This window comes from Kitasatospora sp. NPDC001159, from assembly GCF_053598235.1.
Genome location: NZ_JBSFJV010000007.1, coordinates 50,902 through 63,556 on the forward strand (window position 1 = coordinate 50,902; position 12,655 = coordinate 63,556).

Below are 12,655 nucleotides of genomic sequence, written 5' to 3' on the forward strand. Positions count from 1 at the left end.
TATTCCCGTCATCCGAATGGATGACGGGAACACCACGTTTCGAACACGTGGGCCTTGTGTCGACGGGTCAGCCCTCGTCGCCCTCCAGGTCGCCCTCGGTCTCCAGGAACGCGGCCTGCAGCTGCTCGATCAGCTGCGGGTCCGGCTGCTCCCACAGCCCGCGGCTGGCCGCCTCCAGCAGACGCTCGCTGATCCCGTGCAGCGCCCACGGATTGGCGCCGGCCAGGAACTCCCGGTTGACCGGGTCGAGGACGTACTCCTGGGTCAGCTTCTCGTACATCCAGTCCGCGACCACACCGGTCGTGGCGTCGTAGCCGAACAGGTAGTCGACCGTCGCGGCCATCTCGAAGGCGCCCTTGTAGCCGTGGCGGCGCATCGCCTCGATCCAGCGCGGGTTGACCACCCGGGCGCGGAAGACGCGGGCGGCCTCCTCGGTCAGGGTGCGGGTGCGGACCGTCTCCGGGCGGGTGGAGTCGCCGATGTAGGCGGTCGGTGCCTTGCCGGTGAGGGCGCGGACGGTGGCCACCATGCCGCCGTGGTACTGGAAGTAGTCGTCCGAGTCGGCGATGTCGTGCTCGCGGGTGTCGGTGTTCTTCGCGGCGACGGTGATCCGCTTGTACGCGGTCTCCATCTCCTCGCGCGCCGGGCGCCCGTCCAGCCCGCGGCCGTACGCGTAGCCGCCCCAGACCGTGTACACCTCGGCCAGGTCGGCGTCGGTGCGCCAGTCCCGGCTGTCGATCAGCTGGAGCAGGCCCGCGCCGTAGGTGCCCGGCCGGGAGCCGAAGACCCGGACGGTGGCCTTGCGCTCGTCGCCGTGCACCGCGAGGTCGGCCTGCACGTGGGCCCGGACGAAGTTGTCCGCGTCGGCCTCCTCCTGGGCCGCGGCCAGGCGCACCGCGTCGTCCAGCAGGGCGACCACGTGCGGGAAGGCGTCCCGGAAGAAGCCGGAGATGCGCAGCGTGACGTCGATGCGCGGGCGGCCCAGCTCGTCCAGCGGGATCGGCTCAAGACCGGTGACCCGGCGCGAGGCGTCGTCCCAGACCGGGCGGACGCCGAGCAGGGCGAAGGCTTCGGCGATGTCGTCACCGGCGGTGCGCATCGCGCTGGTGCCCCAGAGCGAGAGCCCGACCGAGGGCGGGTAGGTGCCGTCGTTGTCGGCCCGGTAGCGGTCGATCAGCGAGGAGGCGAGCGCCTGGCCGGTCTCCCACGCGAGCTTGCTGGGCACGGCCTTCGGGTCGACGGAGTAGAAGTTGCGGCCGGTCGGCAGCACGTTGACCAGGCCGCGCAGCGGCGAGCCGGACGGCCCGGCGGGGACGAAGCCGCCCTGGAGCGCGTGCAGCACGGCGTCCAGCTCGTCGGTGGTGGCGGACAGCCGCGGTACCACCTGGGTGGCGGCGAAGGTCAGCACCTCGCGGACGGCCTCCGGCAGCCCGGCGGCGACCTTCTCCACCGCCTCGGACGCCCAGTCCTCGGCCTCCATCGCCTCGACCAGGGCGCGGGCCTGCGCCTCGGCCGCGTCGGTGGCGCCGAGGGTGAGCGCGGCCTCGTCCAGGCCGAGCGCCTCGCGCAGACCGGGCAGTGCGCTCACGCCGCCCCAGATCTGCCGGGCGCGCAGGATGGCGAGCACGATGTTGACCCGGTCGGTGCCGGCCGGGGCCTGGCCGAGGACGTGCAGGCCGTCGCGGATCTGGGCGTCCTTGACCTCGCAGAGCCAGCCGTCGACGTGCAGCAGGAAGTCGTCGAAGCCGTCGTCCTCGGGGCGCTCGTCCAGGCCGAGGTCGTGGTCCAGCTTGGCGGCCTGGATCAGGGTCCAGATCTGGGCGCGGATCGCGGGCAGCTTGGCCGGGTCCATCGCGGCAATGTTGGAGTGCTCGTCGAGCAGCTGCTCCAGGCGGGCGATGTCGCCGTAGGAGTCGGCGCGGGCCATCGGCGGCACCAGGTGGTCGACCAGGGTGGCGTGGGCGCGGCGCTTGGCCTGGGTGCCCTCGCCCGGGTCGTTGACCAGGAAGGGGTAGATCAGCGGCAGGTCGCCGAGCACGGCGTCCGGCCCGCACTCGGCGGACAGCGCGGCGGTCTTGCCGGGCAGCCACTCCAGGTTGCCGTGCTTGCCGAGGTGGATGACGGCGTGGGCGCCGAAGCCGCCGTCCTCCTGCGCGGCCTCGATCCAGCGGTAGGCGGCCAGGTAGTGGTGGCTCGGCGGCAGGTCGGGGTCGTGGTAGATGGCGACCGGGTTCTCACCGAACCCACGCGGCGGCTGGATCAGCACCAGCAGGTTCCCGGAGCGGATCGCGGCGAGCACGATGTCGCCGTCCGGGTTCTGCGAGCGGTCGACGTACAGCTCGCCGGGGGCCGGGCCCCAGTGCTCCTCGACCTGCTCGCGCAGACCCTGCGGGAGCGTCGCGTACCAGCGGCGGTAGTCGGCGGCGGGGATGCGGACCGGGTTGCGGGCCAGCTGGTCCTCGGTCAGCCAGTCCTGGTCGTAGCCGCCGGCCGCGATCAGTGCGTGGATCAGCGCGTCGCCCTCGTGACCATCCTCGCCGTCGTCGAACGCGGGCAGGTCGTCGCCGAGGTCCATGCCCTCCGCGCGCAGCCGGTCCAGCAGGCGGACCGCGCTGGCCGGGGTGTCCAGGCCGACGGCGTTGCCGACCCGGGCGTGCTTGGTCGGGTAGGCGGACAGGACCAGCGCGAGGCGGCGCTCGGCGGCCGGGGTGTGCCGCAGCCGGGCGTGCCGGACGGCGGTGCCGGCGACGCGGGCGGCGCGCTCCGGGTCGGCGACGTAGACGGTCAGGCCGTCCTCGTCCAGCTCCTTGAAGGAGAACGGGACGGTGATCAGGCGGCCGTCGAACTCCGGCACCGCGACCTGGGTGGCGGTGTCCAGCGGGGACAGGCCGTCGTCGCTGGCCTCCCACTGGGCGCGCGACCAGGTGAGGCAGAGCGCCTGCAGGATCGGGCGGTCCAGCGCGGCCAGCGCGCCGGCGTCCCAGGCGTCCTCGTCGCCGCCGGCCTGGGCGTCCGCCGGGCGGGTGCCGCCGGCGGCCAGCACGGTGGTGACGATCGCGTCGGCCTCGCCGAGCGCGGCCAGCAGCTCGGGCTCGGCGCCGCGCAGCGAGGCGCAGTAGTAGGCCGTGGCCTGGGCGCCCTGGTCCTCGACCGCCCGGCAGAGGGTCTCCACGAAGGCGGTGTTGCCGCTCATGTGGTGGGCGCGGTAGTAGAGCACCGCCACCTTCGGGCCCTCGGTCACCGTGGCTGTGCGCTCCAGCGGGCCCCAGGCCGGGGCGGAGGCGGGCGGGGCGAAGCCGTGGCCGGTCAGCAGCACGGTGTCGGAGAGGAAGGCGCCCAGCTCGGCCAGGTTGGCCGCGCCACCGTGGGCGAGGTAGGCGTGCGCCTCGGCGGCGATGCCGGCCGGGACGGTGGACAACTCCATCAGCTGGGCGTCGGGGGCCTGCTCACCGGTCAGCACGACCACCGGGCGGGGGCCGGCCAGCAGTGCGTCCAGGCCCTCCTGCCAGGCACGGCGCCCGCCGAGCAGACGGACCACCACGAGTTCGGTGCCCTCCAGCAGCTCGGGCAGGTCCTCGGGGGACAGCCGGGCAGGGTTGCCCAGCCGGTACGGGACCGGGCCGGTCGAGGCGCGGGCACTGAGCAGGTCGGTGTCGGACGTCGACAGCAGCAGGATCATGTGAAGGCCCTCCCGGCCTTGTCGGTGGCCAGGGTGGCCGGGGTGGCCGGGGTGGCCGCGGTGGTGGCCGGGGACACGGGCGCGGGCATGCGACAGCGCGGGTGCATTTCTGCCTTCCTCGGGGTCCGCGCCCCGGGCCGGTGGAGGACGGCGGGAGTTCCTGGCTCCCGCGGCCGACCGGTCTCCCGGTGAACCGCGGTCACAGTGGCGGGACCGCACCGGGCTTGCACCGGTTTCCTCCCCTGCGCCGTCGCTGGCGTACGGGCGGTCCGCTGGGACCGCCCGCCAGCATCGTACGGGGTGCGGCTGACCTGGGGGAGGGCGAACTCCGCCACGTCCGGCGCGGAGGCGGTGTACGGGCGGTCGCGGCGTACGGGCGGTTGCGGCGGGCCGCGGGGGCGGCGCACCTCCCGGTGCGCCGGCCGGGCGTGCGAGTGGGCGTGCGGGCCGGGGCGCGAGCCGGGTGTGCTGCCGGGCGGCTCCGGGTGATGCCGGGTGTGATGCAGCGGACGGAGGCAACCGATCAGATCATCTGTATGCTCGCCGCCATGCCACCGACATCCGACGCCACCGCGCCGGGCGCCGCGGTGCCCGACCGGGGGCGCCCGGACGCCTGCCCCGGGGCGCTTCGTCTGCACCCGGCCGACGACGGCGCCCTCGCCCGGATCCGCCTGCCCGGGGGACTGCTGACGGAACGTCAGGCACTGGCGCTGGCCGAGGCGTCAGAGGCCCTGGGCGACGGCGAGTTGGAGACCACCTCACGCGGCAACGTCCAACTCCGCGGCCTGGCCGCGGACTGCGGCGCCGAACTCGCCGACCGGCTGCGCGTCGTCGGCCTGCTGCCCTCCGACACCCACGAGCGGGTGCGCAACATCGTCGCCTCGCCGCTGGCGGGGCTGGGCCCGGCCGATTCGGCCGATGTACAGGCCTGGGTGCGGGAACTGGACGCGCGGCTGTGCGCGAGCGACTGGGCGGCCGCACTCTCCGGCAAGTTCCTGTTCGCGCTGGACGACGGGCGGGGCGACGTCGCCGCGCTCGACGCCGATGTGACATTGATCGCAGCTTCGGACGGGCCTGCCGTACTGCGCCTCGGGCGCGCCGCCGACGGACACCCGGTCGAGCCCGGGCGGGAGGTGACGGCCGTACTGGACGCGGCCCGCACCTTCCTGGACGCGCTGCGGACCGCCGGCCGCAAGGCCTGGCACCTGCGCGAGGTGCCCGAGTTGCTGCCGGCCGGCACGGTGCCACTGCCTGCCCTCACCGGTGCGGCGCCCGCCGTCGGCGCGCTGCCCGCCGGACTCTCGCTGGGCATGCGCTTCGGGCGGGCGAGCGCCGCGCAGTGGCGTGCGCTGGTCGCCGCCTCGGCCGGTGAGCTGCGGCTGACCCCCTGGCGCGGCGCGGTCCTGCCCGGCGCCCCGGCCGACCGGCTGCCAGCGCTGGAATCGGCCGGCTTCCGGACCGTGCCCGGCTCGGCCTGGGAGCGGGCCACCGCCTGCACCGGCCTGCCGGGCTGCGCCAAGTCGCTGGCCGACGTCCGGGCGGACGCGGCCCGGGCGTTGGAGCCGGGCGTGGCCCGGGCATCGGTGTCCGGACCGGGCGGACTGCCGGTGCACTGGTCCGGCTGCGAACGGCGCTGCGGCCACCCGGCCGGGCGGTGGGTGGACGTGCTCGCCACCGGGCACGGCTACCGGGTGACGGTCAAGGGGTCGGCGACGGCCGCGGGTTCTTCCGTGGACGTGAGGAACGAGCAGATGGCCGAGGCGGTCGCCGAGGCCAGGAGGACCACGAAGTGATCGAGTACGAGAAGGACGGCGCGTCCATCTACCGCCAGTCCTTTGCCACCATCCGCGCGGAGGCCGATCTGGCCGCCCTCCCGGCGGACGTCTCCCAGGTCGCGGTGCGGATGATCCACGCCTGCGGGATGGTCGACCTGGTCGAGGACCTGGTGTACTCGCCCGGCGTGGTCGCCTCGGCGCGCGCGGCGCTGCACGCCGGTGCGCCCATTCTCTGCGACGTCAACATGGTCGCGAGCGGTGTCACCCGCAGGCGGCTGCCCGCCGACAACGAGGTGATCTGCACCCTCACCGACCCGTCGGTGCCCGAACTCGCGCGGAAGATGGGCAACACCCGCAGCGCGGCGGCCATGGAGCTGTGGCTGCCCCGCCTCGAGGGCGCGGTGGTCGCCGTCGGCAACGCGCCGACCTCGCTGTTCCGCCTGCTGGAGATGATCGAGGCGGGCGCGCCGCGCCCGGCCGCGGTGATCGGCGTCCCGGTCGGCTTCATCGGCGCCGCCGAGTCCAAGCAGGCACTGGCCGAGCACCCGTCCGGCCTGGAGCACCTGGTGGTGCGCGGTCGGCGCGGCGGCAGCGCGATCGCCGCCGCCGCCATCAACGCGATTGCGAGCGAAGAAGAATGACGGAGCATCAGGTCGCTGTCGGCCGACTGTACGGTGTCGGTCTCGGCCCGGGCGATCCCTCGCTGGTGACCGTCCGTGCGGCCGAACTCATCGGCAAGGCCGACGTGGTGGCGTACCACAGCGCCCGGCACGGCCGCTCCATCGCGCGCTCGATCGCCGAGCGGTATCTGACTGGTGGTCAGATCGAGGAGAAGCTGGTCTACCCGCTCACCGTCGAGACCACCGACCACCCGGGCGGCTACCGGGGCGCGCTGGACGAGTTCTACGAGGAGGCCGCCGCCCGGCTGGCCGCCCACCTGGACGCCGGACGCGACGTGGTGGTCCTCGCCGAGGGCGACCCGCTGTTCTACGGCTCCTACCAGCACATGCACAAGCGGCTGGCGCACCGCTACCCGACCGAGGTGGTGCCCGGCGTGACCTCGGTCAGCGCGGCGGCGGCCCGGCTCGGACAGCCGCTGACCGAGGCCGAGGAGACGCTCACCGTCATCCCGGGCACCCTGCCCGAGGAGGAGCTGACGGCGCGGATCGCCTCCGCCGACTCCGCCGTGATCATGAAGCTGGGCCGCACCTTCCCGACCGTCCGGCGGGCGCTGGAGCGGGCCGGGCGGCTGGCGGACGCCCAGTACGTCGAGCGCGCCTTCATGGCGGGGGAGCGCATCGCGCCACTCGCGGAGGTCGACGGCGAGACCGTCCCGTACTTCTCGGTGGCGGTGCTGCCGAGCAAGGTCGCGCCGCTGGAGCCGACCGTGCGGCTGTCGGACGGCACGGGCAGCGTGACCGTGGTCGGCACCGGGCCGGCCGGGCCGCTCTGGCTCACCCCCGATGCGCGCGGCGCGCTGGCCGAGGCCACCGACCTGGTCGGCTACACCACCTACCTGGACCGGGTGCCGGAGCGGCCGGGGCAGCGGCGGCACGGCTCGGACAACAAGGTGGAGTCGGAGCGCGCCGAGTTCGCCTTGGAGCTCGCCCGGCGCGGGCACCGGGTCGCGGTGGTCTCCTCGGGCGACCCGGGCGTCTTCGCGATGGCCACCGCGGTGCTGGAAGTCGCCTGCGAGGAGGCGTACCGGGACGTGCCGGTGCGGGTGCTCCCCGGGATGACCGCCGCCCACGCGGCCGCCTCCCGGGCCGGGGCCCCGCTGGGGCACGACTACGCGACGGTGTCGCTGTCGGACCGGCTCAAGCCCTGGGACGTGGTGGCCAGGCGGCTGCGCGCCGCCGCCGAGGCGGACCTCGTGCTGGCGCTGTACAACCCGGGTTCGAAGTCCCGCACCACCCAGGTCGGCCTGGCTCGGGACCTGCTGCTGGAGTACCGCGCGCCGGAGACCCCGGTGGTGATGGCGCGCGACGTCGGCGGCCCGACCGAGCGGATCCGGATCGTCAAGCTGGGCGAGCTGGACCCGGCGCTGGTCGACATGCGGACGATCCTGCTGATCGGCTCCTCGCAGACCCGGGCGGTCGAGCGGGGCGGCGGCGTGGAGGTCGTCTGGACGCCTCGGCGCTACCCGGAGGCGTGACGGGCAGGGCGCCGGCGGCGGACGACTGACGGTCGCCGGCCGGCAGTCAGCGGCCGGCAGCAGTGGCCAGCGGCCGTCGGTCGGCCCGTGTCCGACCGACGGCCGCCGCCTGTCACCGGGTCGGCTTGGTGATCAGCAGCTCGGTGTTGTGGTCCTCCCCGGCGCCCAGCAGGGCCGAGACCCTCCCGTTGGGGTCGTTGTACGACAGCTCGCGGTACAGCGCCGCGAGGTTGGCGTCCGAGGTGCTGCCGAAGTCGGTCGTGTACGGCGCGGAGGACTCGATCAGCGTGGTGAACAGGGAGAGCGTGCCGTCCCCGTTGTCCGCGACCTCGATGATGCGCCCGTGCTGCGGGTAGTCGATGTGCGAGGCGGTGTTGATCTCCCAGAACGCCCGCTCCGGCACCTGGTGGCCGTGCGCCGTGATCTTGTTCATGTGGGTGTGCCCGTTCACCCACGCGACCACGTTCGGGTAGCGCTGCAGCAACGCGACCAGCTCGTTGCCGTCGTGCCGCTTCTCGAAGATGTTGCGCGGGTCCGGCAGCAGGTTGCCCATCGAGCCGCTGGTGTGGTGGCTGAAGACCAGGATCACGTCGTCGGTGTTGCCGCCCGTCACCCGGTTCCCGTTGGTGTCGTACCAGTGTCCGCTGTGTTCCTTCAACTGCTGCTCCAGCCAGCGCAGTTGGGAGGTACCCAGGGAGCCGTCGGCGAATCCGGCCTGGTTGGTGGTGTCCAGGCTGATGCCGACCACCTTCTCCGAGATCCGGAAGGTGTAGTAGAGCTTGCCGCTGCTCACCATGTCCGAGGTGAAGCCGTGCCCGTGCGGGCCCGCGCCGGTGACGGCCGCGTCGAGGTGGGCCTGGGCGAACTCCTTGAGCGTGAACGGGTGCCGGCGCTCGTCCGGGGTCACCCGGCGCACGGCCTCGCCGTTGGCGAGCAGCTTGGCCAGCAGCAGCACGGCGCCCGCCGGGTCGCGGCGCAGCGAGTCCATCAGCTGGCCCGCGGTTGCGTCGTCGCAGCCCTCCAGCTTGAACTCGCCGGTGTAGAGCTCGTTCAGCAGCCCGAAGTCCGGCAGCGTGCCCTCGATGCTGTCGTCGTGGTTGCCGACCGTCGTGTACCAGGGGGTGTGCAGGCCCGGCGCGTCGAAGGGCCGGCCGGCGGCCGAGAGGAAGCCGGGTACCTGCGGGAAGCCCTTCGCCTTGTAGCTGTCGTTGTAGGCGAGTTCGGGGTTCCAGAAGGCCGAGTTGCCCGAGTTCTGCACGCCCTCGTAGCGGTTGGGGTCACCGGTGTTCTGGGCCATCCGGCCGCCGCCCATGACTGTGAGGTACCAGTCGAGCTCGGCCAGTTCGTGGTTGTCGGTGTTGTCGCCGGTGGCCATCACCATGCTGAACGGCATCCCGGTGTAGGGGCCGCCGTCGAGCGAGTTGACCCGCTCGACCAGGGACGACACGCCACGGGCGTTCAGGGCCTCCTGCGGCCGGTAGGCACTGCCGTTGCTCTTGGCCAGGAACTCGAATCGCACCGGGGACTCGGTGTCCACCAGGTGCAGGTCGCTGAACTGCACGAAGCTGGCCAGCCCGGTGCGGCGGTCGTCCCGCCCGGCGCCCGGCGCCGCGAGGTCCCCGCGCACCACCAGCGGCCAGCCGGGCCCGGCCGTCAGCCGCTTGTAGGATCCGGTGCCGACCGGCGTGGCCACCTGCTCCAGGGTGGTGCCGGTGACCTTGACGGCCCGTGCGGCCGTGGTCGCCAGCGCCTGATCGCGCGCCGCGGCCGAGGCGAACTGGGCGCCGCCGAGAGACAGGGCCGACCAGGCGGCGGCCACCGACGTACCCGTGAGGAACGTACGACGTTTCATCCCTGCCACAAAAACCCCCACATGCTGATGGCCCGGCCGGGCGAACGCCCCGTCCACCGGACCTGAGTGTCATGAACCCGCACTTCTGGCGGACCGCCAGATTACCCACGGGTAGGCGCAGGGTGTTAGGCCGGTGCAGAGAACTTCTCGGGAACGCGGGGCGGCGCCTGCTGCGCAGCTCACGCACGGGGCGGCCGCCGTGGGCGGACCGGGACGCGTACCGCCACCCCGGTCGGCGCGGCGCCGACCGGATGGGGGAAAATCGGCGGCGACGGCCGGTGCGGCCGCCGGGGCAAGCGGGACGGCGCGCGAGCGCGGTCCGACGCTCGGACGTTCGGAAGTGAGGCGCAGGTGGCCGCAGCGGGAGCCGAGGCGGGAGGCCGGGCCGGCCAGCTGAAGAGCAGCGGCCTGCGGCACGGCTGGACGACGGGCGCCTGCGCCACCGCCGCCACCAAGGCCGCCTACACCGCGCTGCTCACCGGCGACTTCCCGGACCCGGTGACCATCGCCCTCCCGAAGGGCCAGCAGCCCGCCTTCGCCCTCGCCGCCGAGGAACTGGAGACCTCCGACGGTCGGCCGGTCAGTGCCATGGCCGGGGTGGTCAAGGACGCCGGGGACGACCCCGACGTCACCCACGGCGCGCTGATCCGCTCGACCGTACGGGCCGGCGAACCCGGCGCCGGGGTGGTGTTTCGGGCGGGCCCCGGGGTCGGGACGGTCACCAAGGCGGGCCTGCCGCTGCCGGTCGGCGAGCCCGCGATCAACCCGGTGCCCCGGCAGATGATCCGGGACGCGGTGGCCGAGGTGGCGGCGGCGCACGGCGGCAGCGGGGACGTGGTGGTCGAGGTCTCCGTCGACCGCGGGGAGGAGATCGCCCGCTCGACCTGGAACCCGCGTCTGGGCATCCTCGGCGGACTCTCCATCCTCGGCACCACCGGGGTCGTCGTCCCCTACTCCTGCTCGGCCTGGATCGACTCGATCCGCCGCGGTGTGGACGTGGCCCGGGCGGCGGGGCGCACCCACGTGGCGGGCTGCACCGGTTCGACCTCGGAGAAGGTCGCCGTCGCGGTGCACGGACTGCCCGAGGACGCGTTGCTCGACATGGGCGACTTCGCCGGCGCCGTCCTCAAGTACCTCAAGCGCCACCCGGTGCCCCGGCTGACCATCGCGGGTGGCTTCGCCAAGCTGTCCAAGCTCGCGTACGGTCACCTCGACCTGCACTCCGCGCGCTCCCAGGTGGACAAGGGCTATCTGGCCGAACTGGCCCGGCGTGGTGGGGCGGAGGAGGAGCTCGCCCAGGCGGTGGCGGGTGCCAACACCGGGCTGGAGGCGGTGCAGCTGTGTCGTGCGGCCGGGGTGCCGCTCGGGGACCTGGTCGCCGAGGCGGCCCGGGCGACCGCGCTCGACGTGCTGCTGGGTTCGCCGGTCACGGTGGACGTCATCTGCATCGACCGCGCGGGCACCGTCGTCGGTCGCGCGGAACCGCTCGGGCCCTGAGGAGCGTCGAGTTGAGTGCCTCGCTCGTGCAGCGGAAGCTCAACGCCACCGCGTGGTGATGTGAAGATCTGATGCCTATACGGGGTGAGAAACGGACAAAAGCGGTGCATCGCCCACCCTTGATTCTGTCGCAATCTCAACCATGAGATATGGTCTGCCGGGTGACAGGCGACTACCTCAACCGTATCGGCACCCTCATCCGTACCGCGCGCCAGCACCGCGGCTGGTCCCAGGCGCAGCTCGGAGAGGCACTCGGCACCAGCCAGAGCGCGGTCAACCGCATCGAACAGGGCAAGCAGAACGTCAGCCTTGAGATGATCGCCCGCATCGGCGATGCCCTCAACAGCGAGATCGTCTCCCTCGGCTACTCCGGCCCGATGCACCTGCGCGTCACCGGCGGCACCCGACTCTCCGGCGCGATCGACGTCCGCAGCAGCAAGAACGCCTGCGTGGCGATCCTCTGCGCCTCGCTGCTCACCACCGGCCGCACCACGATCCGCAGCGTCGCCCGGATCGAGGAGGTCTACCGCATCCTCGAAGTGCTCACCAGCATCGGCGTCAAGAGCCGCTGGATCAACGACGGCCGCGACCTCGAACTCACCCCGCCGGCCGAGCTCGACCTCGCCGCGATGGACGTCGAGGCCGCCCGCCGCACCCGCAGCGTGCTGATGTTCCTCGGCCCGCTGATGCACCGCGCCGAGCGCTTCGCCATCCCGTACGCGGGCGGCTGCGACCTCGGCACCCGCACCGTCCAGCCGCACCTGACCGCGCTTCGCCGCTTCGGCCTGGAGGTCGCCACCACCGGCGGCGCCTACCACGCCTCGGTCGAGCCCGGCGCCCCGCTGGACCGCCCGATCGTGCTGACCGAGCGCGGGGACACCGTCACCGAGAACGCCCTGCTGGCCGCCGCGCGGCACGACGGCGTCAGCGTCATCCGCAACGCCTCGCCCAACTACATGGTCCAGGACCTCTGCTTCTTCCTGGAGGAGCTGGGCGTCAAGATCGAGGGCATCGGCACCACCACCCTCACCGTCCACGGCGTCCCGGAGATCACCTGCGACGTCGACTACACCCCGGCCGAGGACCCGGTGGAGGCGATGAGCCTGCTCGCCGCCGCCGTGGTCACCGCCTCCGAGCTGACGATCCGCCGGGTGCCGATCGAGTTCCTGGAGATCGAGCTCGCGGTGCTGGAGGGCATGGGCCTCGACTACGACCGGACCCCGGAGTACCGGGCCCACAACGGCCACACCCGCCTGGTCGACCTCACCGTGCGCCCGTCCAAGCTGACCGCGCCGATAGACACCATCCACCCGATGCCGTTCCCCGGCATCAACATCGACAACGTGCCGTTCTTCGCCGCCATCGCGGCGGCCGCACACGGCACCACGATGATCCACGACTGGGTCTACGACAACCGCGCGATCTACCTCACCGAGCTGACCCGGCTCGGCGCGGACGTCAAGCTGCTCGACCCGCACCGCGTGCTGGTCCAGGGTCCGACCCGCTGGCGCGCCGCCGAGATGATGTGCCCGCCCGCGCTGCGCCCGGCCGTGGTCATCCTGCTCGCCATGCTCGCCGCCCAGGGCACCTCCGTCCTGCGCAACGTCTACGTCATCAACCGCGGTTACGAGGACCTGGCCGAGCGCCTCAACTCGATCGGCGCGCAGATCGAGACCTTCCGCGACATCTGACCGTCC

Annotated in this window: 7 protein-coding genes and 1 riboswitch; of the genes, 5 read left to right on the plus strand and 2 right to left on the minus strand. The window is 73.3% G+C overall.

Going from position 1 to position 12,655, the window contains the following annotated elements:
* Positions 1 to 67: 67 nt before the first annotated feature.
* The gene (cobN, locus tag ACWC9T_RS05945) at positions 68 to 3,679 is read right to left on the minus strand and encodes a cobaltochelatase subunit CobN (RefSeq protein ID WP_449819823.1); all 3,612 of its coding nucleotides are present in this window, start codon (positions 3,677 to 3,679) and stop codon (positions 68 to 70) included.
* A 154-nt stretch (positions 3,680 to 3,833) separates the two neighbouring features.
* Positions 3,834 to 3,919: riboswitch (cobalamin riboswitch) on the minus strand.
* Between the two features lie 308 nt (positions 3,920 to 4,227).
* On the opposite strand from cobN, the gene ACWC9T_RS05950 reads away from it, so the two are divergent.
* The 3 genes from ACWC9T_RS05950 to ACWC9T_RS05960 are packed head-to-tail and all read left to right on the plus strand — an operon-like array spanning position 4,228 to position 7,609.
* Entirely contained in the window at positions 4,228 to 5,472 is a 1,245-nt protein-coding gene (locus ACWC9T_RS05950) for a hypothetical protein (protein ID WP_449819824.1), read from the plus strand.
* Complete coding sequence (locus ACWC9T_RS05955; RefSeq protein ID WP_449819825.1) at positions 5,469 to 6,095, plus strand: precorrin-8X methylmutase; 627 nt, start codon at positions 5,469 to 5,471, stop codon at positions 6,093 to 6,095. Before ACWC9T_RS05950 ends, ACWC9T_RS05955 begins: the two co-directional genes overlap by 4 nt.
* Entirely contained in the window at positions 6,092 to 7,609 is a 1,518-nt protein-coding gene (locus ACWC9T_RS05960) for a precorrin-2 C(20)-methyltransferase (protein ID WP_449819826.1), read from the plus strand. The genes ACWC9T_RS05955 and ACWC9T_RS05960 overlap by 4 nt, the downstream gene beginning before the upstream one ends.
* A gap of 112 nt (positions 7,610 to 7,721) precedes the next feature.
* Here the strand turns inward: ACWC9T_RS05960 and ACWC9T_RS05965 are convergent, their stop codons facing one another.
* Complete coding sequence (locus ACWC9T_RS05965) at positions 7,722 to 9,461, minus strand: TIGR03767 family metallophosphoesterase (RefSeq protein ID WP_449819827.1); 1,740 nt, start codon at positions 9,459 to 9,461, stop codon at positions 7,722 to 7,724.
* A gap of 351 nt (positions 9,462 to 9,812) precedes the next feature.
* Here ACWC9T_RS05965 and ACWC9T_RS05970 point away from each other — a divergent pair, with 351 nt between their 5' ends.
* Both ACWC9T_RS05970 and ACWC9T_RS05975 read left to right on the plus strand, forming a co-directional pair.
* A complete protein-coding gene (locus ACWC9T_RS05970) occupies positions 9,813 to 10,958 on the plus strand; it encodes a cobalt-precorrin-5B (C(1))-methyltransferase (RefSeq protein ID WP_449819828.1) in 1,146 nt (381 codons plus the stop codon).
* Positions 10,959 to 11,119: 161 nt separating this feature from the next.
* Complete coding sequence (locus ACWC9T_RS05975) at positions 11,120 to 12,649, plus strand: UDP-N-acetylglucosamine 1-carboxyvinyltransferase (RefSeq protein ID WP_449819829.1); 1,530 nt, start codon at positions 11,120 to 11,122, stop codon at positions 12,647 to 12,649.
* Positions 12,650 to 12,655: the final 6 nt, after the last annotated feature.

What these genes read in the sequence shown, in the direction of transcription:
- cobN (WP_449819823.1), bottom strand. Translation starts at nt 3,679, where the DNA reads ATGATCCTGCTGCTGTCGACGTCCGACACCGACCTGCTCAGTGCCCGC.
- ACWC9T_RS05950 (WP_449819824.1), top strand. Translation starts at nt 4,228, where the DNA reads ATGCCACCGACATCCGACGCCACCGCGCCGGGCGCCGCGGTGCCCGAC.
- ACWC9T_RS05960 (WP_449819826.1), top strand. Translation starts at nt 6,092, where the DNA reads ATGACGGAGCATCAGGTCGCTGTCGGCCGACTGTACGGTGTCGGTCTC.
- ACWC9T_RS05965 (WP_449819827.1), bottom strand. Translation starts at nt 9,461, where the DNA reads ATGAAACGTCGTACGTTCCTCACGGGTACGTCGGTGGCCGCCGCCTGG.